Below are 25,266 nucleotides of genomic sequence, written 5' to 3' on the forward strand. Positions count from 1 at the left end.
TACGCCGCTAAAGCGACAACTGCAATGCCATAGGAAAATAGATGTTTGATGAACCTGCGCAAGCGCAGAACCATCAATCCCTAAGATCTACAGAAGTTTACGACTATGTCGTACTGCTTTTCAGTATCACTATTTTTACAACTGTTTGATTTCATTATAACAAAACCCCATCAAATTTTGTATATCATGACTGTTTTTTAATGATAATTCTAGCAAGAAGCAAAATACTCTGCCATCTATATTGAACATTCAGTCAATTTTTAGTAGAATTAAAAGATAACCTATGGAGATTAGAAAGAGACCTATGAAAAAAATATTGTCACTTATCTTTGCGACACTGCTTGTCCTCAGTCTTGTGCCCACGACGCTTGTCAGTGCGGCCAGCGATGACAAGGAATTCCGTGTCGGCATGGAGGCAGGCTACCCACCCTTTAACTGGACCCAGAAAACAAAGGCCAATGGTGCTGTCAAAATTGATGGCAGCAACCAATACGCCAACGGCTATGATGTCCAAATTGCTAAAAAAATTGCTGAAAAACTCGACAAGAAATTGGTCATTGTCAAAACAAGATGGGATGGTCTCTTGCCAGCCTTAACCTCTGGCAAAATCGAAGCGATTATCGCCGGCATGAGCCCAACTGCTGAACGTAAAAAAGAGATTGATTTCTCACAAAATTACTATACCAGTCAGCTCGTTGTGATGGTCAGAAAAGATAGCAAATATGCGAAAGCGACATCTATCGATGACTTCAAAGGCGCTAAAATCACAGGTCAACAAGGCGTTTTCCATTACGATTTAATTCCTCAGATGGTCGGTGCCATACAAGAACCTGCTATGGGCGATTTTTCGGCCATGCGTGTTGCCCTCGAGGCTGGTACCATTGACGGCTATGTCGGCGAACGCCCTGAAGGCATCACGGCTGAATCTAAAAACGCGAAATTTAAAATGATTAGCTTTGCTGCAGGCAAAGGCTTCAAGACCAATCCTGAAGATACACAGACAGCTGTCGGCCTACGTAAAGGCGATAAAAATCTCGATAAAATCAATGATATCCTTGCGGGCATCAGCCAAGCTGAGCAGACTAAAATCATGGATGACATGGTCAGCCTCCAAACACATGCGGATAAAGAAACTGGTTTTTGGGCACAAGTCGGCACCATTATCAAAGATAATGGGGGTGACTTCGTTCGTGCAGCTGGCATGACCTTGTTTATCTCAATCATCGGGACTTTCATCGGGACTTTCATCGGCCTTTTAATCGGTGTCTTCCGGACTTCTAAAAAATCAGCGAATGCTGTCCTCGCTTCCCTGCAAACCCTTGTCGGCTGGCTTATCAATATCTACGTTGAAATCTTCCGTGGTACGCCAATGATCGTCCAAGCCATGGTCATCTATTACGGTTCGGCGCAGTTCCTAGGCATTTCCATGGATAAGACTTTAGCCGCCCTCCTCATCGTCTCAATCAATACCGGAGCTTATATGAGTGAGATTGTCCGCGGTGGTATCTTCGCCGTTGACACAGGTCAATTTGAAGCCGCTAGTGCTTTGGGGATGAATCATGGACAGACCATGCGTAAGATTGTCTTGCCACAGGTTATCCGTAACATTCTCCCTGCGACAGGTAATGAGTTTGTCATCAACATCAAAGACACCTCTGTCTTGAACGTGATTTCCATCACCGAGCTTTTCTTCCAAGGGAACACGGTCGCGCAACAAAACTACCAATATTTCCAAACCTTTACCATCATCGCAGCCATTTACTTCGTCTTGACCTTCACGGTCACACGTATCTTGAGATTTGTTGAGAAGAAACTAGACTCTGATACTTACACGACAGGTGCCAACCAAATGCAGGTAGAAGTCAACACGGAAGCAACTGCTAAGTTAGGAGGCGAAAAATGAGCGAAATCGTACTTGACATTAAAAATCTCAAAAAATCATTCGGTCAAAACGAAGTCCTCAAAGACATCCACATGACCGTCGCTTCTGGCGAAGTCATCTCGATCATCGGTAGCTCAGGTAGCGGTAAATCAACCCTCTTGCGCTCCATCAACTTACTCGAGCAACCCACATCTGGCGAGATCCTCTACAAGGGCGAAAACGTCCTCCAAAAAGGCTACGATCTCAACAAATACCGCACCCATCTGGGCATGGTTTTCCAATCTTTCAACCTCTTCAATAACCTAGATGTCCTAGAAAATGTCATCGTGGCACAAACGACAGTGTTGAAACGTCAGCGTGCTGAGGCGAAACAAATCGCCCTCGAAAACCTGACGGCTGTTGGCATGGACAAGTTTGTCAACGCCAAACCAAGTCAACTTTCAGGTGGACAAAAACAACGTGTGGCAATTGCCCGCGCCCTGTCAATGAACCCTGATGTCCTCTTGTTCGACGAACCAACCAGCGCCCTCGACCCTGAAATGGTCGGCGAAGTGCTGAAAACGATGCAAGAGTTAGCCGAAAGTGGCCTGACCATGGTCATCGTTACCCACGAAATGGCCTTCGCCCGCGAAGTCTCTGACCGCGTCATCTTCATGGATAAAGGTGTCGTCGCCGAAAGTGGCACACCAGAAGAAATCTTTGTTAATCCAAAAGAAGAACGGACAAAAGAATTTTTGACCCGTTTCTTGCAGGATTAAAAGCGTACCAAACGGGCAACTCAGATGACATGAGTTGCCCGTTTGATTGTTTTTGGCAGCTAGCCTATCAGGCTATCGCTACGACAACTTTTTGCTACTGCTCCGGTAGTTTTTGGCTACTGCTCCAGTAGTTTTTCGCTACCGCTCCAGTAGTTTTTCGCTACTGCTCCGGTAGTTTTTGGCTACCGCTCCAGTAGTTTTTCGCTACTGCTACGGTAATTATTTTTTACTGTGCCTACAACTATAGCTATCAAAAAACAGCCTTTCAAACATGAAAGGCTGTTTGATTAAAGTGCTTTATCGAATCTCAGCATATTAGCACACTATTTTTTATTTTTCCTGATTATCGGCAACCAAATCAAAATTAAGACTAACACAGTTAAACTGTTCAAAAGCGATTTTGGCAGACTTAAAATGGGGCTATTGCCTAGTACAATCATAAGCAGCATGATTGTACATAGCATGTTACGCAAGAGTGTCATATTTTAGTCCTCAATCACTTCAACCACATCGCCAAACAGGGCTTGCGCTTGATCAACAACGCCATTTTTTTCTGGCGCTGTCTCAGCTTGTGACGTCTCCTCACCACCTCCTACCTGTTGCTTGCGGTGTTGCGCGTAATCTGTTCTGATCGATACCCAATCATCATCGGTCAGAGCGATGATTTCCGGCGCAAACCCGACGATGCTAGACATAAAATTGCCGAATTGGACTTGCAAATCCTGATTTTCACTAGCTTTTCGAGCTGTAAATTCGCTCTTGAAAGTCACGACGACGAATTGCTGAGAGGCCGCAACGGCTGAGGTATTTTGCAACATGGACTTGCCAAAGCCGCTGTCAAAAGAGTTGATAACCTCGTCCCAAGCGTCTTGAATCGCTTGCCGCGCCTCATTTGTCGCCTCGGACAGCGCCTTGAAAACGAAGTCTTTGCTGAAATAATTCCCCGACGTTTTAGGTGCGACTTTTTTCTCTGGCAATGCTTGCTGAGGCGCTTGCCCCGACTGAAACTGACCAGATTGGAGCTGGTTTGTCAGCTCTGTCACTTGGCGTTGCAAGTCCGCAATCATTTGTGAATAGTCAGCGGTTTTGAGGGTTTCTGATAACCGCATGGTCATCACGTCTGCTGCAATTTTTTCCTGCGTCGTCTGTTTCAGAGTCTGCAAAGTCTCCGTTGCAATCTCAATCCAAGCAAAAACCTGAGCCTTGCTCACATTTACCGCCGGTGTCTCAGCTAGGAGCATATCTCGAAAATGCGCCATCAAATCTTCAGTAAAGCGAATCATGTTCTTGCCGTCAGCGAAAATGGTGTCGAGCTGGGTTAGGGCGGCTTCAACCTGCTGATCAGCAATCGCTGAGATATAGGCGTCGAGGGCTTGCTTAGAAATGGCACCGGTCACGAGGAGCGCAACATCAAGCGTCAGGCCGTTTTCTGCAAAACTCAGGGCTTGGTCAAGGGTTGAGAGGGCATCCCGCATCCCGCCGTCAGCCGCATTGGCAATCAAAGCAAGGGCGGCTTCATCGAAAGTCACGCCCTCTGCTGTCAGAACTTCTGCTAAATGCTGGGTGATGTCGTGGCTGGTAATGGCACGAAAGGCAAAGCGCTGCACGCGAGACAAAATCGTCGCTGGAATTTTCTGAATCTCGGTCGTCGCTAGGACAAAGACGACATTTTCCGTCGGTTCTTCTAGCGTTTTTAGGAGGGCGTTAAAGGCGCCCGTCGTCAGCATATGGACTTCATCGATGATGTAAACTTTGTATTTGGCACGAGACGGTGCATAGGTCGACTTATCCCGGATGTCACGGATTTCGTCGACACCGTTATTCGATGCCGCATCCATCTCAATCACGTCTTCTAGCGAGCCATTGGTGACAGCCTGACAAATTTCACAGGTATTACACGGTTCTCCATCCGTTTGATTCGGACAGTTAATGGCCTTGGCGAAAATTTTCGCTGCAGACGTCTTCCCCGTTCCTCTAGGACCTGAAAAAAGATAGGCGTGGGAAATTTGATCGGTGATAATGGCGTTTTTTAAAGTTCTCGCCACCACTTCTTGACCGACCATTTCGTCAAAGCGTTGACTGCGATATTTGCGATATAGGGCTTGATAACTCATTTTGCTGCCTCATTTTTTAGGGTGAACTGACTAAACTGCCAGTCTGTTTTCTCGATTAAAATTTCGGTAAATCGTTCTAAGAAGTCTTGCTCTTGCTGATCATAGTCAGCAAGGACAGCTGAATCTAAATCTAACACACCGATAAGTGCACCATTTTTAAACATAGGTACAACGATTTCAGAGCGTGCTGCCGAGTCACAGGCGATATAATTTTTGTGTTGCGTGACATCTGGCACAATCATCGTCTGTGCTGCTTTAGCAGCCTGACCACACACACCTTGACCTAGGGCAATATTGACACAGGAAACGCCACCTTGAAAAGGACCTAGGACAAGTTTTTCACCGTCAAACAGATAAAAGCCGACAAAGAGTGAGCGAGGTAAAACACCACCCAGTAAGGCACTGGCATTACTGAGATTGGATAAAGCATTGCCCGTCTCATCTAGTAAGGCATCAAGTTGTCGGAGAGCTAAGTCGTACTTTTCTGTTTTCGTCATATTTCCACCTATTTTTTGCTATAATAGTTATATTATAGCAAATTTTGGAGATAAAAATGAACCTGGATGATATTCGCTCAGATATTGATGCCCTAGATGCCCAATTAGTTCAGCTATTGGAGGAACGAATGACCTTAGTGTCGCAAGTCGCCACCTTTAAAAAAATGACCGGCGGCAGAGTGCTGGATAATTCACGTGAACTCGTGATTTTAAATCGGGTTGCCAGTCGCGTTGAAGATTCTGAGTACACGGAGACTGTCGTCAACACCTTTAAAGATATTCTGAAAAACTCACGCGCCTACCAAGAGAAAGTGTTAAAAGATTGAAAAGTTATTATCGCAATATCGTGATTTGGTCACTGTTGGCAGTCGTGATTGGGCTGGTTGTTGGCGCACTAGATGCGCTATTTGGTCGCGTTTTGATTGGCGTGACAAACTTTCGACTGCAGCACTTTAACTATCTGATTCCTTTTTTACCTTTGATTGGTCTACTGATTGTTTTCTTGTATGATCGATTTGGTAAAACCGCGGGACGAGGGATGGGACTGGTCTTTAGTGTTGGTCATCAGTCAGATGAGGTCATCCCTAAGCGGCTCATCCCCCTTGCCATGATGTCGACTTGGCTGACGCATTTGTTTGGTGGCTCTGCGGGTCGTGAAGGCGTCGCCGTTCAAATCGGGGCAACCTTTGCTAACTTTCTAGGCGATATCTTCAACATTAAAAATCGCCATATTATCGTGATGATTGGGATGGCAGCGGGTTTCGGCGGCCTTTTTCAAACACCTTTTGCGGCAACTTTATTTGCACTTGAAGCCTTAATCGCAGGCGCTATCTATTATCGAGCGCTTGTCCCTGCCCTTATCGCCAGTACTGTCGCCGCACAGACCTCGCATTTTCTGGGATTAGAAAAATTTTCATTTCCGCTGACAAAACTACCAACACTTGATGCTAGCCTCATCGCTAAACTAATTCTCATGGGTGCGATTTTTGGCCTCACAGGTTTTGCATTTGCTTGGCTTTTAGCACAGGCAAAATCTCGCTTGACGACTTGGTTACCAAATCCTTACTTGAAAGTTGCCGCTTGCGGCGTCATACTCTCCGTCGCCTTTACCATTCTTGGGAATGGGCGTTATTCAGGGCTTGGGACTGACTTGATTGCGACGACCTTTGGTGGCGGCCATATCTTCCCTTGGGATTTCGCTCTGAAACTGATCCTGACCGTCCTGACGCTTGCGATTGGCTTTCAGGGTGGCGAAGTAACGCCTTTGTTTGCCATTGGGGCTGCGCTCGGTGCAACGCTTGGACTGGCGCTCGGATTGCCCGTGACATTCGTTGCTGCGCTTGGCTATGCTGCCGTTTTCGCTGCTGCTACCAATACTTTTTGGGCGCCAATTCTGATTGGTTGCGAAGTCTTTGGCTATGCGCTCATGCCCTATCTCATGCTCGTCGTCATCACGAGCTACATGCTCAACTTCAATAAATCCATCTATACCGCCCAAGACATGCTTCAGAACATGTTCGAGGGGAAATAGAAAGACTGAAAATAGATAAAAAGACTGTGAACAGATGCCCTGACTTATCGGGGGTGTTCACAGTCTTTTTGAGTGAGCTCAATCTATCGGCATTAACAAAAAGCTTGACAGAAAATAAAGGATAGCGAAAATAAGCAAGGTTTTAATGCCACCTAGCGCAAAAAATAAAATCGAAACTAATCCAGGTCCAAGGACACTACTCAGTCCTGTCCCCATATTTAAAACAGACACACCGATTGCCTTATCACCAGATATCATATGAGGTATCAAGGCAGATAATGGTCCATATCCCGCTAGTCCAATCCCAAAAAGAATGAAGGCAGCAAAGACAACTGGCAGCGACTGTGTCAAATAGAGCGACCATAAAATCAATAAGCATGCCATACCAGTGAGCGGACCGCCAACATACATCACTGTTCTTTTCCAACCTAATTGATCAGAAAGATACCCAAATAGGACACCAGCTAAGGTATTAGCAATGAAAGTCACGCTCCATACCGCACCCCACGTCACTATGCTTCTCCCTTGCGCTTGAAAAATGATTGGCATCATAATCACAAAACCAAATTGTCCAATCGTATTGATGATTTTCGCACCTAACGCTAAACATAATTTGGGCTGCTTTTGATAAATCACTAAACCAGCCCATAGTTCTGATAATAATTTTGGGTTTTTCTTACCTTTTATCTGAAAACTGGTCTTTCCAACACGCAGCATCAATAAAGCCCCAAGTACACCGATAGCCGTCGCAACATAAAACAATTGACTGATGCCCATCATTTTTAAAAGCATAGATGACAAGACTGGCCCGATAATTGTCATTCCTAAATTAAAGGCCAACCAAAAATAAGCGGTCACTTTTCCTAATTGATAGGGTGCTGTTGTGACAATGACAAGTGTCAAGGTCGCATAGGCAAATAAGGGGTAGACCATCCCCTTAAGCGTATAAACAATCAGCAGAAGAATGGCAATATGTTGCTGCAGACTGTAAAGTATCCCAAGCGTTGTCACGATTAATGCTAGTGATGCTACACCGAACATCTTTTTCGACCCAAATCTGATGGTTAAAAAACTGCATAGCCATGAACATATGGCAACGATTAAGCCATTCATCAGCATCATCTGCCTGATAAATAGGTCTGAATAGCCTTCCGATAATAAAAATGAAGAAAGCCAACTGTTTTCAATGGTTGCGCCAATCATGAATAGGGTTAAAGACAAAAAGGGCAGCATGTTTTGATAGCTTTTAGGCTTGCTAATAGTTTTCATACAATCGGTTCTTTTGGATCAACAGGCACCGCTTTTCCTGTTTGAATAGATGCTATGGCAGCCATCGCCACACGTTGAGCCATCACAACATCAAGCGGTGTCGCAGCAAATGGTTGACCTGTCACAAGATTTGAGACAAAGTCAATGATTTCTTGACGATAGGCTTGCTGATAGCGGTCATTGAAAATGGGCAGGGGCTTATCTAATAGCGTTGCTTTAGAGGTATAGTGTTCGACAGTAGAATTTGAAACATTCTCAGCTTTTAACATGCCTTTTGAACCAAATACTTCGACACGTTGGTCATAGCCGTAAACTGCTCTTCTTGAATTATCAATGAGGGCAAACCCGCCATTTTCAAACTTCAAAACAAGGGCAAGCGTATCAATGTCATTAATTTCAGATAGCGTTGGATCGATTAAAGTGGCGCCATTTGCAAAAACTTCAGTCACATTGCTGTGCATCATATACCGTGCCATATCAAAATCATGCATGGTAAAATCAAAAATCAAGCCACCAATACGTTGAATCAGAGCATGAGAAAGCAAATCTGGATCCCTAGACGTAATTTTGACAATCTGTGGTTCACCAACCTCACCCTTTTCAACCTTTTCCCAAATCGTCCTAAACTGATGGTCTAAGCGCCTATTAAAACCGATAGCCATCCGCACACCATTTTCTTTCACGCTTTGCATCACGGTAAGTGAATCTGCTTCTTGACCCGTCATACTTAGAGGTTTTTCACAAAAAATATGCTTCTTAGCCTGCGCTGCTGCTAAACAAATGGCCTCATGTGTATCTGTAGATGTAAAAATAAAGACTGCCTCAATTTGTGGCACTGCTAGCAGCTCATGATAATCTTTAAAAGTTTGTTCAATTCCTGCCTCATGAAGTTTTTCTTGCACGTTTTCAATCAAAACATCTGCGACTGCAACAAGCTCAATGGTGTTGAGCGTTAACATATTTTCAATATGCATCATACCTGCGCGTCCTGCACCGATAACCCCCACTTTTACATTCTTCATATTGTTTTCCTCCTAATTTTTATTGACATGACCATTTTTAAGAAAAACTGAGACAACTAGGTCCCAGCTCATCCTTTACTTTAAATTTCTGATTCTAAGGAAACGAGATAGTCAAAGCCTTTTTTCATACTCTCAAACATCCCAATTTTGGAATAATCTTGTTCGATACAATAGTACTCAACACCATTTTTTTCGCCCCATGCGACAACAGCTTTCATATCAACTTCACCATAACCAACTTCCGTTAAGCTATTTGCCATGTCTTCCTTGTCAAAACCACTGAGGTAATCTTTCAAATGGAGAATTGGTGCACGACCGTTATATTTTTCCAGCGCAGACATGACATCTTCTCCTGCTAATGTCATCCAATAGGTATCTGGTTCTGCGTAAATACCCATGTTATACTCTAAGTCTGTGATGAAGGTCATGACATTTCGCCCATCAATTTGATTGACATAATCATATTCTGGATTATGTAAACCAATGCGATAGCCTTGACCAGAAAGTGTTTGAGCTGCTTTGATAAGGGCTGCCTTAGTTTTACGGTAGCCCGCTTCATTTTGATCCTCATCATCAATATATTTATCGTAAATCGTTCGACAATCAAACAAGTCACATTCATGGACAATACCCTCTAAATCATTCATGAATCGGTCATGTTTAATGTGCATCCCCGCAATTTTAAAGTCATATTTTTTGATTAGTCTTGCAATTTCAAGCGGGTCATGCCCACGCATGCCATCTATCTGAACAGCTTCAAATCCTATTTCTTTTAAAGTTTTCAAAACATTTTCAGGATCTGCTTCAAATTCTTTACGCAAAGAATATAATTGTGCTGCGATTTTCTTTCTCAATGCTGCCATCTGTTTATGCCCCTTTCCATGAGTTTGACCGAAGATCCAACCATGCCATTTGTTCATTAGTCAATTTAATCGTCGTTGCTTCAATAGATGATAACATTTCTTCAGCATTTTCTGAACCAATGATAGCCGCAACTGGAAAATCATAGTTTAAAACAAAGGCTAAGGAAAGTTGAATAGGTGTGATACCAAGTTCTTTTGATAGCACATTCACACGTTCATAACGCTGCCAATTTTCATCAATATAGTAAGCATTGACCATATCTTCATCAGTTCTGTCCTCAGGTGTAAAACGTCCTGAGAAGAAACCGCCTGCTTGAGATGACCAAGAAAATAATGGCAGACCTGTTTGTCTATGCCAGTCAATCATAGCATCATTGGCAGAGACACAATCTGGCCATCTAGGTTCTAACGTTTTGGCAAGGCTTAAGTTGGGACTATTTAAACTAATCGTGTTCAAACCATGCGTTTCACAATAAGCCATAGCTTCCTGAATACGAGGAAGTTCCCAATTCGAAACACCAAAGGCATAGGCACGACCACTTTCGACGACTTCATGCAATTTCTCCATGATTGGTCCAACTGGTTGCGTTTCATCATCACGATGTAACAAAAGCATTTCGACATGATCTGTTCGGAGCAAAGATAAACTAGTTGTCAAATCTTCTTCAATCGCTTCTGGTATGACCCGTGGGACATCAAGCGCACCACGAACTGGATGACAACATTTTGTTAGGATATTGATCGCATCGCGATTGCCTTCTTTCTCCATCCAAACGCCCAAGGCATTTTCACTATGACGATAATGGCGACCTGTGTCAAAGGTATTACCACCCAAAGCTAGAAATTGCTTCATGACCGGCCCTGCCACCTCAAGGTTATCTTCACGGAAAAAATCTCCTGAGCCCATGATAATATTTGAACAAGGCATATCAATGGCTTGTCCATCTTTCTTGCCCTTTACGATAATATTTTGTGTTAATTTTGTCATTTGATTAATCCTCTACTAGTTCTCCTGCTGCTGCATCGACATAAAAATTCGTCTCATTCACTGATTTTTTAAGTATTGTTGACGGAATTTGGCGTGTCATATCAGAAGCCATTGTTTGCTTCACAATTTCACGTTTTTTCTCACCAGTTGCCATGAGAACAAGATGCTTTGTTTGAAGTATTTGACCAAAGCCTAATGTCATCCCTTGTGTTAGAGGCAAGTCGTCATCAAAGTATTTTGACATCACTGTCGTTGTCACCGTGTCTAAATCAATGACATGTGTCATCAAGTCGTCACCAACGCCTGGCTCATTAAACCCGATATGACCATTCATACCGATGCCAAGCAACATATAATCAATCCCATACTGTTCAACAAAAGCATCTGTTTTATCAATTTCTTCTTGCAAATTAGCGTTGTCACCCTGAAAGAAATGAATATGCGCTTCTGGAATAGCCAATGGGTGATAGAGATTGTCATAGAGCGTTTGACGCGTACTCCCTTTCGTATCATACCCTAAGCCCACCCATTCATCTAAGCCAAGAAATTGAACTTTTGAAAAATCAATACTGCCATTTCGCTTTAGGTCAACCAACCGCTTCATAACCGGCAAAGGCGTATCTCCTCCAGCAATACAAATGACGGCATCTGTTTTTTGAGCGACTAGTGCTTGAATTTCATCTCCTATTTGCCCAACAATCGCTGCCGTATCTTTAAATTTGGTTAATCTCATCTCACTTTTACTCCTCTATTTGAACTTCAGTATCATCGCCCTTAAAAATCTAAGTTTAATTCTGATAGAAGCGCATTTTCTTCAGCAGCTGCCGCATTACTTTTCTTCATTTCACTTGTTTCGTACATTTTGAAGAAGGGGTAATACATTAAAACGCCTAATGCTAATACGAGTGCCGCTAAGATCGGCGCCTTCCAATCCATGGTTGCCAAATAATTCGCTAGAAATATTGGTGTCCCACCAACATTTGCTACAGGTGCTCTTACGATACCATAATGGAAAATAAACCATTCCGCCGTTGCAATAATGGGGGTACCAAATACAAATGGGATAAAGAGATAAGGGTTAAAACAAATCGGTAAGCCAAACACGATAGGTTCACTAATTGAGAAAATCATCGGCACAACTGATACTTTACCAATTGCTTTAAGTTCTGCCGATTTACTAAACAAGGCTAATAAAACAAGAGCGCCAGTAAAGCCAGACCCTGTGAAAGCCATAAAATAGTCCCAGAAATTCGGTGCAAAGACATGGGATACAGGCTCACCCGATTGAAAAGCAGTCATATTTTCTGCTAAATATTGGGTCATAAATGGCATGACAAATCCAACCAGTATAGCATAACCATTCAAGCCAATGAACCAGAAGAGCATTTCAAGCAAACTAATCACGAAGACAGCTGTAGGTGTGTCAATACTATTCATGGCTGGTGCCAAGAATGTTGTCAAGACTTCTGGAATCGCCTTGCCGCCAGAGCCAATAGAAACCGTTACGGATAGGGCTACTGATCCAACTAATATCGTTAATAAGGGGGCAATCGACTCAAAAGTTGCTGCTACCATTTCTGGCAGACCTTTAATTCTTATCGTTAATTTTTTCTTAACAAATAAATTCAGCACTTCAACTGAAATAAGGGCACTAAAAATAGCGATAAATAGCCCTCTAGAATCTAAGTAACCAACTTGAAAATTACCATCTACCATTTGACAATCTAAAACAAGCGTCGTAATGGCTGCGCCAATCATACTTTGTAAAATAGGTGCTTCCAGTTGATGCGCATGCGCATAAGATATCGTTAAGGCTGCATAAAGCGATAAAAGGCCAAAGGTAAAGTTAAATGGCAATTGTAGAATCGCAGCATTTTGAATGAAAAACTCTTTAACCACTGTTCCATTAGGAAAAAGATTACCGATTGATGAGATAATCAAAGTGAATGAGCCGATAATCAGTACAGCAATCAAGCTCACCATCCCATTTTTGATAGAGGAGATAAACCGATTTTTCTCTACTTTTGACGCAATCGGCGAAAATCTATTCTCCATAAAATCCATAAATTTATTCATGATGTTTCCTCTCCCACTCTCTATACCTCTGGTTTCAATTTCATCAAAATGGCCGCTTTCAAAATGTTGCCACCATTGACCGCACCATAATCACGTGAGTTAATCACTTCGATGGGTTTATTGAATTGGGCTGCAACTTCTGTTAAAGCATTCAATTGATGTTTCATTTGTGGCCCAACCATCACCACATCAAAGTCTTCAATATACTCTTTTAATTCTCCAGCAGGATGGGCTTCAATTTTAATGTCGACATCTTTTAAAGACTGTGAATTTTCAGCAACTTCTTTCATTTTTGTAACCATAATGCCTGTTGAATAGCCTAAATTGCAGACTAACAAGACGTGTAATTTATCCAATGCCATAAGTCATTCTCCTAATTTTTCTAATTTTGCTTCTAGTTGATTGATTCTATCGTTTAATGCGATCATTTCATTGACAAAAGTTTCTGCTAAAACTGTATTCATCAGCGTATCCTGTGCATGAATGAGTAAGACATTTACATCTGTTTTTTCACCGTTTGCATCAGCCACTAACAAAGAGGTCTGCGCATTGTGCGCGTCATTCAGCAACGCTTTGCCTTCTTGCACTAGTGCATGTGCTTGCGTCATCTCACATTTTTTAGACGCTTCCATCGCTTCGAATAATTTCCCCATTGCATCTCCTGCAATTGAAATTAATTGAAATGAAACTACTTCACTATTAGCCATTACTTATTTTCCTTTTTCTATAAACTAACCGATGTGTTCGGATAATGATGAAAAATCATCGATATTTTTGAATTGATAAATCATCTCGATTGCTTTCTTACTTTCGACAATGCTATATAAATCTGATAAGATCCCATTAATTTTATGATGATCTTTTTGCGCAATACACAATACAATAATCATTTTGACAGCATGTTTGCCCCAAAAGATAGGCTTGTGATTCCTAATAAAGAAAATCCCTGTTTTATTAACAAAAGCTGGATTGCCATGAGGTATCGAAACACCTGTCGGCAAGTCTGTCGAGATATCTGGATCATTCTCTCGTTCTAAGATATCTTGGACAAACTCATCTGATACAAAGCCATTATGAATTAAATTTCTTGAAATTTCCTCTAATGCCTGATTCTTATTCAGATACTGTTTATCCATGATTTGGATTGAATTAGGCGTAGAACTGTACAAGGCCATAAAATGCTTAACTGTAAAGGACTTCATTTGTTTCGAAGCAACTGCTTTCCGATTAAATAACGTGTAAAGATTACTGATATCTTCCGCATTTAATACATCTGAAACAACCTGTACCTCAACATCATCACTGGCAAATGGTACCGTCGAGATTACAAAATCATATTGTGTTAGGTCCTTATATTTGAGTTGTGAAATGGCTGAAACTTCCATTGTATCTAGCGAAGGGAGCAATTGATTTAATTTGTTCACGAGTAATTGCGACGTTGCCAAACCTGTCGGACAAACGACTAAGATTTTGTTCGCAATATGATTTCTTTCCAAGGCAGATTGGATATAGATTGCGAGAAATCCGACTTCATTATCATTAAAGGCAAGGCACATTGCCCTCTCTAATTCCGTCACCACAAGCCAAACTGCTGAAAAAGTTATGGGATACTCAACTTTAATCTGCTCTAAAAATGGATTTTCGATCACTTCTCTGATTTGCAATCGTGAAAGCAAAGCTGGAAAATGTTTGCTTAAAGCTTCCTTTAATCCTCCATCTTCTTTGAGTTCAACACCCAAGCACTGCTCCATTTTGTCAATAAATGTTGCGACCAAATTAGGAATATCTCCGCCTTCATACTGTTCATGTGCAGCACCTAATTTATTATTTGATAGATAAGTTTCAAATCGTCGCATATCTGTACTAGAAAATTCAATCCCCATCCTTTCAGTGACTGACACCAACAATGTATTGCAGGCATCAAATGAAACATCAACTTCTCCTTGAGGGTGATATCCCTTAGAGGCACGGTAGACTAAGATAATAAAAACATTTAAAGCTTCTGCCATATAGATATCTGCTATCTCTATGGTATAGCTTTTTACATGCTCGTAAAGAATTTCCCAGCATGTCTCGACAATCTCCCTACCATAGTATTTTGAGAGTGTTTTTAATTTCTCTTCAAAATTTATGTCTAAATTTTGGTCATGTATTCGACAGATAAATTTGTTAAAAGTGAGAAAAGTATTTTGTAATTGTGTTTCACTGCCGACAATTTTTGTGCCTTGAAAACTGCCGATTAGCTCTGCACCATTTTTCTTAAAAAATGTTTGCTTTAAAAATAGCAAGTCATTCTTAATCGAGGACTTACTCACAAGAAACAACTCTGATAAAACTTCATAAGTCACTGTTTGTTCTTGAAACAGCAACATATCCATCATGTCAAATCGCCTAGCAAAAACTGAACTATCCTCACTCGGCATTACACTAATCAGACCTCTCTTTTTCAGTCTAACACCTACACCAGCCTTAGAAATAAATTCAAAATCACCATTTTGAAGCAATTCATCTCGAATCCGACTAATGTCGTTGGATACTGTTCTAATAGAAACATTTAATTTTTGAGAAATAAATTCTTTTGTTAAAAATTTATTTGCTTTTTCAAGAAGCAAAACCAACTCGAGTTGTCTTTTATTTAACATCATCGCTTTCTCCTATAGTTTATGTAAGCGGTACCATTCCTTACACATCTAAGTTTACACTATTTAGATAGGCAAGGCTATGACAAAAAAGTGCCTGAAGTTTCAGCCTTATTTATCTCATTCATGCAAAAAACTGTGAACGGATGCCCAGATTTACCGGCATCATTCACAGACTTTTTGAGGGATAAAAAAATCATATCGGCTTTAAAACCGACATGATTTTCTACTTTTTAGAGCAATATAGTCACATTGCTTAAACTTCAAACAACAAATCACCATAAGATGGCATTGGCCATGCTTCTTTATCAACAATCATTTCTAATTTGTCGACTGGTGCGCGGAGGGCATCCATGGCTTTAAAGACAACTTCATTGTAGAAACGAGCTTGTACTTTACCTTCTGCTTGTTGTGTCGCTTCTGAGGTTACTTGCTCAAGATTAGAAAGTGCTGCTTTGGCTTCTTTCAGTAATTCTGAAACTTCTTTCAAGATACCTGCTTGAACAGCTGCATCACAGCCTGCCGCTTTAACGGCAAGCACAGTGTCTGCCAATGATTTGGTATATTTGATGACAGCGGGGATGATTTGCTTGGTCGCCATGTCAATCATGGTAAGAGCTTCGATGTTGATAACCTTACCATAATTTTCATACTTCACTTCTTCACGCGCTTTTAATTCCGTCGGTGACAAGACACCGTACTTGTTAAACAAGGCGATAACATCGGCATCTCCCAAGACTTCAGTGGCATCAACCATTGTCTTGAGATTTGGTAAGCCACGTTTTTCAGCTTCAACGACCCACTCATCAGAGTAGCCATCGCCATTGAAGATAATCCGTTTGTGTGCTTTGGCGTATTCTGCAATCAACGCATCAACTGCTGTCTCAAAATCATCTGCTTGCGCCAAACGTTCTGACGCATCATCAAAGGCTTCCGCGACAATCGTATTCAAGACAATATTTGGTGACGCGATAGAGTCACGTGAGCCAACCATACGGAACTCGAACTTGTTACCTGTGAAGGCAAATGGTGATGTCCGATTACGGTCAGTCGCATCTTTCGAAATATCACGAAGGGCAGCAGAACCCGTCGCCAAGACGCCACCTTTAATAGAGGTTGCAGCTGAGCCACTCGCCACGTATTGATCCATGATGTCTTCTAATTGCGAACCAAGGAAGATTGAGATGATAGCTGGTGGCGCTTCGTTGGCACCTAAACGATGGTCATTACCTGGGTCAGCAGCTGATTCACGGAGCAAGCCAGCGTATTTATCCACTGCTTTGATGATACACGCCAAAACTAACAAGAACTGTTTGTTTTCGTGTGGTCGTGAGCCTGGTTCGAGCAAGTTTTCACCCATATCCGTCACGAGCGACCAGTTATTATGTTTACCAGAACCATTGACACCGGCAAATGGTTTTTCATGCAGGAGACATTTCATGTCATGACGACAAGCAATGCGTTTCAAGGTTTGCATGACCACTTGGTTTTGGTCAACGGCAACATTGGCATTGGCATAAATTGGCGCAATTTCATGTTGAGCTGGTGCGACTTCGTTATGCTGTGTTTTTGACGTCACACCCGTTTTCCAAAGTTCTTCATTGACTTCTTTCATAAAGCCAGCGACACGTTGGCGGATGGTGCCAAAGTAATGGTCATCCAATTCTTGACCTTTGGGTGCTGCAGCACCAAATAAAGTACGACCAGCGTAGATTAAGTCTTTACGTTTTAGGAAGGTGTCTTCATCGACCAAGAAATACTCTTGTTCCGCCCCAACAGAAGGTGCGACGCGAGTCGCAGTCGTATTGCCAAATAGGCGAAGCAATTTAATAGATGCATCAGAAATCACTTGCATAGAGCGGAGCAAGGGCGCTTTTTGGTCCAATGCTTCACCGTTATAAGAATAAAATGCCGTTGGAATCAAAAGTGTTGTGCCCGCCGCATCATGACGAACGAATACTGGAGAAGTCGTATCCCAAACCGTATAGCCACGCGCTTCAAAGGTCGCACGCAGACCACCTGATGGGAATGATGAGCCATCTGGTTCGCCTTTAATCAATTCTTTACCAGAAAAGGCCGTCAAAACACTCCCATCTGCTTTAGGTGCTGTGATGAAAGAATCTTGTTTTTCAGCTGTGACGCCTGTCAAGGGTTGGAACAAATGCGCAAAGTGTGTTGCACCCTTGCCAATCGCCCATTCTCTGATTTCATTTGCGATGACATCTGCTGTCGCAAGATCCAGATCTTTGCCTTCTTCAATTGATTTTTTAAATTGTTTGTAAATGCTCTTAGGCAAACGTTGCTGCATGACTGCATCCGTGAAAACATCTTCAGCAAAGATTTCCGGAATATTGACTTTCTCCATCGTTAAGTTCTCCTGACATTTTATATGTTATAACTTCTAACACCATCATTATACATTATTTCTGAATTGAATGCAACAATAGTTATAATTTTTTGAATTTTCTTTTTACTAACATTCGTTTTTAATCGCTTATCAAAACACACCCGTCCTCAATCGCTGAGCACTGGTGTGTTTCGGTTTATTTTAATAGAGATAAAGATAGTTATCAATTTCCCATTGTGAGACAAACTGCGCATAAGACGCCCACTCCACTTTTTTGGTTGCGACAAAATTAGTGTAGATATGCTCGCCCAAGGCAGCTTTCACGACATCATCTTCACGCAAGGCTTTCACGGCATTGTGCAGAGTTGACGGTAGGTCTGTGATACCGACGGCTTGACGCTCATCACCCGACATCATATAGATATTATTTTCAACTGGCGCTGGCGCTTCAAGTTTCCGGGCAATGCCATCCAGACCGCATTCTAGCAAAACAGCTAAAGCCAGATAAGGATTGGCTGTCGGGTCAACTGACCGAAGCTCCAAGCGCGTTCCCAAACCACGTGAGGCGGGTACTCGAACAAGGGGCGAGCGATTTTGCCCCGCCCACGCCACATAAACAGGCGCTTCATAGCCCGGCACCAAGCGCTTATAGGAATTCACCGTCGGGTTGGTAATGGCGGTGAAATTATAGGCATGCTCTAAAATACCACCCAAGAACTGGTAGGCAGTCTCTGATAACTCCAACTCACCTTTTGGATCGTAAAAGGCATTGTTACCTTCTTGGTCAAAAAGGGACATGTTACAATGCATGCCACTCCCATTGATCCCGAATTTCGGCTTAGCCATGAAGGTCGCATAAAGCCCGTGCTCGCGGGCAATGGTTTTGACGACCAGTTTGAAGATTTGGATATTATCGCAGGCCTCGAGGACATTGGTGTACTTGAAGTCGATTTCGTGCTGACCAACAGCAACCTCGTGGTGACTAGCTTCGACTTCGAAACCAAGGTCGGTCAAGACATTGACAATTTCGCGGCGGGTATTATCCGCTGTATCTGTCGGCGCAAGGTCGAAATAACCCCCTTGGTCATTGACTTCAAGTGTTGGATTGCCTTTTTCGTCTAGTTTGAACAAGAAAAATTCAGGTTCAGGGCCAAGGTTGAATGACTTGAACCCAGTTGCCTCCATATGCGTCAAGGCGCGTTTGAGGTTGCCACGAGGATCTCCGGCAAATGGTGTCCCGTCAGGGTTATAGACATCACAAATCAAGCCTGCAACTTTACCATTTTCGTCTCCCCAAGGGAAAATAATCCACGTATCGAGGTCAGGATAGAGATACATGTCAGATTCGTTAATGCGGACGAAGCCTTCAATAGAAGAGCCGTCGAACATCATTTTATTGTTCAAAATTTTATCAAGCTGTTCTTCTGTCGCAGGCACTTCGACATTTTTAAGTGTGCCTAAAATGTCTGTAAACATCAGACGCAGGAAGGTAACATTTTTTTCTTTGACTTCTCTGCGAATGTCTGCAGGTGTAATGGTCATGTTAAGTAGCTCCTTTAATATGTAAGAAAGGCGTGCTGAACACGCCTACTTTTTAATTGCCGAGGGCATTATCTTAGATTTGTGTTAGGCTTGTTAAATCTCGATTGTTGCATAATTTCTTGTTCCAAGATTTTGCGTACCTCAGCATCAGAAATGGACTGACTTTTGACTTTAGCCAACTCTTCCTTGCTCTGTTCATAGACACGCTTAATCCCCGCAATATTTAAGCCATCATTGAGGTAGTCCTTAATTTCAAGCAGGACATCCATATCGTTCAGCGAGTACATGCGACGATTACCGTCATTTCTCGCTGGGAAAATCAAACCTTGATCTTCGTAATAACGAATTTGACGCGCTGTCAAATCTGTCAACTGCATGACTGTGCCAATTGGAAAAACAGCCATTGACCGTCGTAATTCACGTTCTTTCACAAATAGACACCTCCTCTATCTTCTCATTATATAAAGACTTTTCAGAAAAGTCAACGGCTAATGTAAGGTAAATTCACATCTTAGATTATCGTCGTTTGATGTCCTTTTTACAGCTTAATAATCATCATTATTTCGAATGATTTCACCATGATAATCAATCATGCCGGGTGCAACCATTTGGATATCAAAGCCAGCATCTTCAAAAATATGACTGGCACGATAGGCTTTGTTGGTCGTCCGACAAATGACATAATAAGATTTAGCCGGATCTAGTTCGAACTTGCCGTCCTCGACATCGTCAATCGGAATGTTGACGGCCGTCGGAATATGAAAGCTTTCAAATTGCTCCCGCGGGCGGACATCTAAGACATTTAGACTAGGCATATCAAGTCTTTCAAACGTTTCTAATGGCACGAGATTAAAAGTCATGGCTTACTCTCCTTTCTGCGATTTCAATTCTTGAAATCTTGAAACTTGACCTAGGCTAGCGCTCCATCCAAGCAGGGTCATTCGCGAACTTTTGTCCGCTCAAAGTCCTTATCATAACTGTAGCCAAAATGTTCATAGGCCTTAGCCGTTGCACAGCGTCCTTGACGCGTCCGCACCAAAAAGCCAGACTGAATCAAATAAGGCTCATACATATCTTCCAGCGTTTCGCGTTCTTCCGATATATTAACCGCAAGCGTGCCTAGACCGACTGGGCCACCATTATACATCTCAATCATCGTTTTAAGAATTTTTTGGTCGACATAATCAAGACCTGAGGCATCCACGTCCAACATGGTCAGGGCTTGGCGGGTAATGGTGTCGTCAATCAAGCCTGTTCCTTTAATCTGCGCATAGTCTCGAACACGCTTAAGCAGCCGGTTAGCGATACGTGGCGTGCCACGGCTCCGACGCGCCATTTCATAAGCCCCGTCACCTGTAATGTCGACCTCAAAGATGTCAGCAGTACGCTCGATAATCTCGGTCAAATCTTCTAAGTCGTAATAAGCCATGTGAGCATTGATCCCAAAACGCGCCCGCAAGGGATTTGAGAGCATACCTGCACGCGTCGTTGCACCGATTAAGGTAAAAGGCGGCAGCTCCAAATGGACGCTACGAGAGCTATCCGAACCACCAATCATGATGTCAATGTAGAAATCTTCCATGGCACTGTAAAGCACCTCCTCGACAGACATGGACAGGCGGTGGATTTCGTCAATGAAGAGGACGTCACCAGCCTCTAGCTCATTCAAAATCGCAACCAAGTCGCCCGCTTTTTCGATGGCAGGGCCAGAGGTCTGTTTGATGTTGACGCCGAGTTCATTGGCGATGACGAATGCCATGGTCGTCTTACCCAAACCCGGTGGGCCAAAGAGTAAGACATGATCCAATGATTCCTCGCGCATCTTCGCAGCTTTGATGAAAATATCCAGCTGTTCTTTAATTTTATCTTGACCGATATATTGGTTGAGATATTGCGGTCTCAGGGTTCTTCCGGCGAGTGTCTCGTCTTGTTCCAGATCGTCGTCCTGTAAGGCTCCTGATATTAGTTTATCGTTTTCCATATCTTTATTGTATCAAAAAAACGGGCATTTACGGTAATTTTTGAAGTCAGTCTCACATTTTACTCAATAAAAAAACCAATCTTGCGATTAGTCATTTCATCATCAATTTCAAAGCTGTTTTGATATAGCCTTCGGTTGAGTCTTGTATGCCTTCGAGCTTTTTTTGGACTTTCTTGAGTTCAGTCGCTTTGTAGCCCAAGGCGACTAAGGCTTCTAAAGCGTCATCCAACTCTGTACTTGCTGGAAGCTGTGGTCTTGCGACGTTTGCTGCAACATTTTCAAACTTACCTTCGAGGTCTAGTACCATTTGGCTGGCTGTTTTTTTTCCGACACCCGGAAACTTGGTCAGGTATTTGATGTCGCCGCTGTCAATGGCGGTGACGAGCCCGATGTTATCGTCGGCTGCGATGATGGCGAGCGCTGATTTGGGGCCGATGCCTGAAACAGAAATCAACTGTAAAAATAAACGTTTTTCTGTCTCATCTGTGAAGCCATAAAGGGTGTGCGCATCGTCGCGGATGACTTGATGAACGTAGACTTTGATGTCGGCATTCACGAGGCTTGAAAAAACATAAGGGTTGGCAACATGGAGGAGGTAGCCAATGCCTGAAACGTCAAGCACAATATAGGTCGGCGTGATTTTGACGAGGGTGCCTTTGAGATATTCGTACATAATTTCCTTCTATTATTATAAATTAAAACTGAGTATGCCAGCCAACCCTTGTGTGATTACCAACTCACAAGCTCGTCGGCGATAAGTTAATTTGGGATGACTTAAAGATAGTGCCGACTTTTAGAATTGGGTATGCCAGCCACCTTTGTGTGTTTGCTGAATGCGTCTGAACATTTTTTCAAGGTCTGTGTTTGAAAAAGTGACGAGGGCTGGTCTGCCGTGGGGACAGTTATAGGGATTCTCACATTGCGCCAGCTGTTGCAACAAATCACGCGCACTGGCAGGGTCAAGATACATATTGGCTTTAATCGAACTTTTACAGGCAATCATAATCGCCAAGTCTTCACGATATTTTTTAACCGACACTTCACGCCCGTCCAATAATAGGTCAATCAATTCATAAGTGGCAGACTCGATTTCATCATCTTGCATCCAAATCGGATGTTCCCGTAAAATTAATTGTGTGTCACCGTAAGCGTCCAAAAAGACACCAGCCTCAGCGAGCAAGTCTTTTTTTTCAAGGACCGTCAGCAGGTCATTTTGTGGCAGATTGATAAAGATTGGCGCTAAAAGTTGCTGCTGATCATAATTGACTTGACCGATTTTATCGCGGTAGTATTCGTACTTCACACGTTCTTGCGCCGCGTGTTGATCGACGATATACAGCCCGTCTGGCGACTGACATAACAAATAGGTGCCGTGCATTTGCGCTAAAAATTCAAGTTCTGGGAAGGTTTGGTTGACCTTTTCGTCTGCTTCAGTTGCTAGTTCAACTGATTCGGTCATTTCGATTTTTTGCGATGGCTCAGCATCATGACCAGATTCTAAAGCTTTGACGTTAATTTCTTCTAAATCTGACAATGTCTCTGGCACTTTTTCAAAGGTCGCATTTTCTTTCACGTAGAAATCCTGACGCGCCGTATCATAATAAAGCGATTTGTTTTGCAGTGGCAACTGTGTCTGCTCAGGTTTTGAAGTTGGAAAAACTGGTTTTGTCTGCTTGGTTAAATTCTCCAACGCATCTGGAATCAAGGTTTCCGGCTGCAAAGCCTGGCTAATGGCCTTAGAAATCAAGACCATTAACTCACGCTCCTTTGAAATTCTCACTTCTTGCTTGGTCGGGTGGACATTGACATCGGCCAAAAAGGGATCGATTTTAATGTCGATGACCGCAATCGGAAAGCGACCGACCATGAGTTTTGAGCCGTAACCGTCGACAATCGCACGATTAATCAGAAAATTTTTGATATAGCGACCATTGAGCAAGACAGTGATATAATTTCGATTGGCGCGGGTCAGCTCGGGCAGGCTGATATAGCCCGTCACCTCAAAATCGAGGTCTTGCGCTGAAATCGCAATCATTTTTTTAGCCGTCGAAATGCCGTAAACACCCGCCAGCGCTTGCTTCAAATCGCCCGTGCCAGCCGTTTTCATCATCTCACGACCGTCATTGACCAGCGCGAAAGCCACCTCAGGATGCGCGAGACTCAGGCGGTTGATGATGTCCGTGATATGCCCAAGCTCCGCTTGCAAACTCTTGATGTACTTGAGGCGGGCGGGTGTATTATAGAAGAGATTTTCAACTTTTATCCGTGTGCCGACGCGTTTGGGTGCTGGGCTATTTTGGATAATCTCACCACCTTTAGCGACGAGCAAAGTGCCACTCTCATCTCCATTATCAGCCACCGACGTGTTAATGGTCAACTCACTGACACTGGCAATGGACGGCAGCGCCTCGCCCCTAAACCCAAGCGTCCGAATACGAAAGAGGTCGTCGACATCTTTGATTTTACTGGTTGCATGGCGCTTGAGGGCGAGCGCCACTTCATCGTGGGCAATCCCTTCGCCATTATCAATGATTTCAATTGATTTAAGCCCAGACTCCTCAATCTTGACCGTGATTTGCGTTGACTTGGCATCAATGGCATTTTCTAGTAATTCTTTCACCACACTAGCCGGTCGCTCAATCACTTCACCCGCTGCGATTTTATTGGCTAAATTATCATCTAACTCGATGATTTTTTGATGTTTTTCCTGTTTTGTCATGGTTTTATTATAACAAAAAAAGCGCCTATTTGCTTCAGCAACTTCAGTGCTCCGATATATCATTTAGATAAATTAGGATAGATTTCTTGACCTTTATTCAACAATATCTCATATTCAACTTCTTCAAATTGTTCAATTTTCCCTTCTGGAGATTGTGAAACTTGAAATGTAACAGACGATATTCCATCCTGAGTTTCAATTTTCCGAACAAATTCATCTGTATATTTAACAATGATGCTACATTCATCTATACCTGATTTTTGTCGCAAATCTATTTTATTTAAAATATTACTTACTTTACAAAAACTTACAGTATTTAATGAAAACAAGCGTGATTTATAAACAAACAAATCACTTTCTTCTAACTCCGGTTTCCTTATTATTCTTGCTTGTTCTGAAATTGAATAATAACCAATTAACAAAAATAACATTGAAGCGATACTTACCAAATTATATAAATTAGCATATTGTGTAATAGATTCTAAATAATCATGTTTCAAAGCTTGATATGCCTCATTCCATGTATATAAAGGGTAATCCTTTTTATTCTTTTTTTTCAAAGTATGCTTAAAAGGCTTATAAATTTTATATTCTGATTTTGAAACAGTTGCAGACATTAAAATAAAATTAACTTCTCTATTTTCTAAATCCCAGTCTGTTAATATTTTGTATAAACAGTCATAATCATAGTATACTTTATCTCGTTTTTTTCTTTCATCATTCTCAAACTTCAAGTCTATGGAATCAAAATATAAATCTTTTGAAATAGATTCAATTTGTCTAGCACAACCTAAAATTAGATTCGCTATTTTTAATGAGTGAACACCACTATCAAAATTGATATCATCAAAAGAAATATCATATGACAAATCAATAATTTGTTTTTCTATTTCTTCATAGGAAACTCTATATAAATCACTTTTCTTGTTCACAATTTGCTCTTTTCTAACCCTTAAATACAATGATTCACTTGCCAAAACCTATTTTCCAAATTTCACAAAACAGTAAATTTGATATACCAAACTTTACTTCTCTTAC

23 protein-coding genes are annotated in these 25,266 nt (G+C 42.3%); 4 read left to right on the forward strand and 19 right to left on the reverse strand.

Annotation, left to right across the window (positions count from 1 at the left end; all coding sequences use genetic code 11):
• The first annotated feature begins 304 nt into the window (after positions 1-304).
• A complete protein-coding gene (locus RsY01_RS03425) occupies positions 305-1,903 on the forward strand; it encodes an ABC transporter permease subunit (protein WP_094784149.1) in 1,599 nt (532 codons plus the stop codon).
• Positions 1,900-2,640, forward strand: a complete 741-nt coding sequence (locus tag RsY01_RS03430) for an amino acid ABC transporter ATP-binding protein (protein WP_094784150.1) — start codon at positions 1,900-1,902, stop codon at positions 2,638-2,640. Before RsY01_RS03425 ends, RsY01_RS03430 begins: the two co-directional genes overlap by 4 nt.
• 485 nt (positions 2,641-3,125) lie before the next feature.
• Here RsY01_RS03430 and dnaX read toward each other — a convergent pair whose 3' ends face one another.
• Together dnaX and RsY01_RS03440 are read right to left on the reverse strand one after the other, a co-directional pair.
• Positions 3,126-4,754, reverse strand: coding sequence for a DNA polymerase III subunit gamma/tau (gene dnaX, locus RsY01_RS03435; RefSeq protein ID WP_094784151.1), 1,629 nt, complete (start codon positions 4,752-4,754; stop codon positions 3,126-3,128).
• Positions 4,751-5,251: a GAF domain-containing protein gene (locus RsY01_RS03440; RefSeq protein ID WP_094784152.1), complete on the reverse strand. Its 501-nt coding sequence runs from the start codon at positions 5,249-5,251 to the stop codon at positions 4,751-4,753. Before RsY01_RS03440 ends, dnaX begins: the two co-directional genes overlap by 4 nt.
• Before the next feature lie 56 nt (positions 5,252-5,307).
• Between RsY01_RS03440 and RsY01_RS03445 the strand changes: the two genes are divergently transcribed.
• Positions 5,308-5,577, forward strand: a complete 270-nt coding sequence (locus RsY01_RS03445) for a chorismate mutase (RefSeq protein WP_094784153.1) — start codon at positions 5,308-5,310, stop codon at positions 5,575-5,577.
• On the forward strand, positions 5,574-6,782 hold the full coding sequence (locus RsY01_RS03450) for a chloride channel protein (protein WP_094784154.1): 1,209 nt from the start codon (positions 5,574-5,576) through the stop codon (positions 6,780-6,782). The genes RsY01_RS03445 and RsY01_RS03450 overlap by 4 nt, the downstream gene beginning before the upstream one ends.
• A gap of 78 nt (positions 6,783-6,860) precedes the next feature.
• On the opposite strand, the gene RsY01_RS03455 is transcribed toward RsY01_RS03450, so the two are convergent.
• The 17 genes from RsY01_RS03455 to RsY01_RS03535 all read right to left on the reverse strand — a co-directional run bounded on the left by RsY01_RS03455 (position 6,861) and on the right by RsY01_RS03535 (position 25,205).
• Entirely contained in the window at positions 6,861-8,051 is a 1,191-nt protein-coding gene (locus RsY01_RS03455) for an MFS transporter (RefSeq protein ID WP_094784155.1), read from the reverse strand.
• On the reverse strand, positions 8,048-9,073 hold the full coding sequence (iolG, locus tag RsY01_RS03460; RefSeq protein WP_094784156.1) for an inositol 2-dehydrogenase: 1,026 nt from the start codon (positions 9,071-9,073) through the stop codon (positions 8,048-8,050). The genes RsY01_RS03455 and iolG overlap by 4 nt, the downstream gene beginning before the upstream one ends.
• Positions 9,074-9,153: 80 nt before the next feature.
• A complete protein-coding gene (locus tag RsY01_RS03465; protein ID WP_094784157.1) occupies positions 9,154-9,936 on the reverse strand; it encodes a sugar phosphate isomerase/epimerase family protein in 783 nt (260 codons plus the stop codon).
• 4 nt (positions 9,937-9,940) lie between these two features.
• Positions 9,941-10,924, reverse strand: a complete 984-nt coding sequence (locus tag RsY01_RS03470; protein WP_094784158.1) for an aldo/keto reductase — start codon at positions 10,922-10,924, stop codon at positions 9,941-9,943.
• A 4-nt stretch (positions 10,925-10,928) separates the two neighbouring features.
• Positions 10,929-11,657, reverse strand: a complete 729-nt coding sequence (locus RsY01_RS03475; RefSeq protein WP_094784159.1) for a glucosamine-6-phosphate deaminase — start codon at positions 11,655-11,657, stop codon at positions 10,929-10,931.
• A 41-nt stretch (positions 11,658-11,698) separates the two neighbouring features.
• On the reverse strand, positions 11,699-13,000 hold the full coding sequence (locus RsY01_RS03480; protein ID WP_094784160.1) for a PTS sugar transporter subunit IIC: 1,302 nt from the start codon (positions 12,998-13,000) through the stop codon (positions 11,699-11,701).
• 20 nt (positions 13,001-13,020) lie between these two features.
• On the reverse strand, positions 13,021-13,362 hold the full coding sequence (locus RsY01_RS03485; protein WP_094784161.1) for a PTS sugar transporter subunit IIB: 342 nt from the start codon (positions 13,360-13,362) through the stop codon (positions 13,021-13,023).
• 3 nt (positions 13,363-13,365) lie between these two features.
• Complete coding sequence (locus tag RsY01_RS03490; RefSeq protein ID WP_094784162.1) at positions 13,366-13,707, reverse strand: PTS sugar transporter subunit IIA; 342 nt, start codon at positions 13,705-13,707, stop codon at positions 13,366-13,368.
• Between the two features lie 24 nt (positions 13,708-13,731).
• Positions 13,732-15,645, reverse strand: a complete 1,914-nt coding sequence (locus tag RsY01_RS03495) for a BglG family transcription antiterminator (RefSeq protein ID WP_094784163.1) — start codon at positions 15,643-15,645, stop codon at positions 13,732-13,734.
• 250 nt (positions 15,646-15,895) lie between these two features.
• Entirely contained in the window at positions 15,896-18,004 is a 2,109-nt protein-coding gene (locus RsY01_RS03500; protein ID WP_094784164.1) for a glutamine synthetase III family protein, read from the reverse strand.
• Between the two features lie 183 nt (positions 18,005-18,187).
• Positions 18,188-19,528 (reverse strand): type I glutamate--ammonia ligase, encoded by a 1,341-nt coding sequence (gene glnA / locus RsY01_RS03505; protein ID WP_094784165.1) that lies wholly within the window; start codon positions 19,526-19,528, stop codon positions 18,188-18,190.
• Positions 19,529-19,596: 68 nt separating this feature from the next.
• Positions 19,597-19,959 carry a MerR family transcriptional regulator gene (locus RsY01_RS03510; protein WP_094784166.1) on the reverse strand — a complete coding sequence of 121 codons (363 nt, stop codon included), beginning with the start codon at positions 19,957-19,959 and terminating at the stop codon, positions 19,597-19,599.
• A gap of 114 nt (positions 19,960-20,073) precedes the next feature.
• Positions 20,074-20,388 carry a rhodanese-like domain-containing protein gene (locus tag RsY01_RS03515; RefSeq protein ID WP_094784167.1) on the reverse strand — a complete coding sequence of 105 codons (315 nt, stop codon included), beginning with the start codon at positions 20,386-20,388 and terminating at the stop codon, positions 20,074-20,076.
• Positions 20,389-20,465: 77 nt separating this feature from the next.
• Positions 20,466-21,509: a Holliday junction branch migration DNA helicase RuvB gene (ruvB, locus tag RsY01_RS03520; protein WP_094784168.1), complete on the reverse strand. Its 1,044-nt coding sequence runs from the start codon at positions 21,507-21,509 to the stop codon at positions 20,466-20,468.
• A 91-nt stretch (positions 21,510-21,600) separates the two neighbouring features.
• Complete coding sequence (gene ruvA / locus RsY01_RS03525; RefSeq protein WP_094784169.1) at positions 21,601-22,182, reverse strand: Holliday junction branch migration protein RuvA; 582 nt, start codon at positions 22,180-22,182, stop codon at positions 21,601-21,603.
• Positions 22,183-22,302: 120 nt separating this feature from the next.
• On the reverse strand, positions 22,303-24,228 hold the full coding sequence (gene mutL, locus RsY01_RS03530) for a DNA mismatch repair endonuclease MutL (RefSeq protein WP_094784238.1): 1,926 nt from the start codon (positions 24,226-24,228) through the stop codon (positions 22,303-22,305).
• Between the two features lie 59 nt (positions 24,229-24,287).
• Positions 24,288-25,205, reverse strand: coding sequence for a hypothetical protein (locus RsY01_RS03535; protein WP_094784170.1), 918 nt, complete (start codon positions 25,203-25,205; stop codon positions 24,288-24,290).
• Between the last annotated feature and the right edge of the window lie 61 nt (positions 25,206-25,266).

This window comes from Pseudolactococcus reticulitermitis (assembly GCF_002260845.1).
Lineage (GTDB): Bacteria > Bacillota > Bacilli > Lactobacillales > Streptococcaceae > Pseudolactococcus > Pseudolactococcus reticulitermitis.

Coding starts and splice junctions, on each gene's coding strand:
- RsY01_RS03515 (WP_094784167.1), bottom strand. CDS start 20,388: ATGACTTTTAATCTCGTGCCATTAGAAACGTTTGAAAGACTTGATATG.
- RsY01_RS03470 (WP_094784158.1), bottom strand. CDS start 10,924: ATGACAAAATTAACACAAAATATTATCGTAAAGGGCAAGAAAGATGGA.
- RsY01_RS03500 (WP_094784164.1), bottom strand. CDS start 18,004: ATGGAGAAAGTCAATATTCCGGAAATCTTTGCTGAAGATGTTTTCACG.
- RsY01_RS03455 (WP_094784155.1), bottom strand. CDS start 8,051: ATGAAAACTATTAGCAAGCCTAAAAGCTATCAAAACATGCTGCCCTTT.
- RsY01_RS03465 (WP_094784157.1), bottom strand. CDS start 9,936: ATGGCAGCATTGAGAAAGAAAATCGCAGCACAATTATATTCTTTGCGT.
- RsY01_RS03485 (WP_094784161.1), bottom strand. CDS start 13,362: ATGGCATTGGATAAATTACACGTCTTGTTAGTCTGCAATTTAGGCTAT.
- RsY01_RS03430 (WP_094784150.1), top strand. CDS start 1,900: ATGAGCGAAATCGTACTTGACATTAAAAATCTCAAAAAATCATTCGGT.
- dnaX (WP_094784151.1), bottom strand. CDS start 4,754: ATGAGTTATCAAGCCCTATATCGCAAATATCGCAGTCAACGCTTTGAC.
- RsY01_RS03475 (WP_094784159.1), bottom strand. CDS start 11,657: ATGAGATTAACCAAATTTAAAGATACGGCAGCGATTGTTGGGCAAATA.
- RsY01_RS03425 (WP_094784149.1), top strand. CDS start 305: ATGAAAAAAATATTGTCACTTATCTTTGCGACACTGCTTGTCCTCAGT.
- RsY01_RS03480 (WP_094784160.1), bottom strand. CDS start 13,000: ATGAATAAATTTATGGATTTTATGGAGAATAGATTTTCGCCGATTGCG.
- RsY01_RS03445 (WP_094784153.1), top strand. CDS start 5,308: ATGAACCTGGATGATATTCGCTCAGATATTGATGCCCTAGATGCCCAA.
- ruvB (WP_094784168.1), bottom strand. CDS start 21,509: ATGGAAAACGATAAACTAATATCAGGAGCCTTACAGGACGACGATCTG.
- glnA (WP_094784165.1), bottom strand. CDS start 19,528: ATGACCATTACACCTGCAGACATTCGCAGAGAAGTCAAAGAAAAAAAT.
- RsY01_RS03440 (WP_094784152.1), bottom strand. CDS start 5,251: ATGACGAAAACAGAAAAGTACGACTTAGCTCTCCGACAACTTGATGCC.
- mutL (WP_094784238.1), bottom strand. CDS start 24,228: ATGACAAAACAGGAAAAACATCAAAAAATCATCGAGTTAGATGATAAT.
- ruvA (WP_094784169.1), bottom strand. CDS start 22,182: ATGTACGAATATCTCAAAGGCACCCTCGTCAAAATCACGCCGACCTAT.
- RsY01_RS03490 (WP_094784162.1), bottom strand. CDS start 13,707: ATGGCTAATAGTGAAGTAGTTTCATTTCAATTAATTTCAATTGCAGGA.
- RsY01_RS03495 (WP_094784163.1), bottom strand. CDS start 15,645: ATGATGTTAAATAAAAGACAACTCGAGTTGGTTTTGCTTCTTGAAAAA.
- iolG (WP_094784156.1), bottom strand. CDS start 9,073: ATGAAGAATGTAAAAGTGGGGGTTATCGGTGCAGGACGCGCAGGTATG.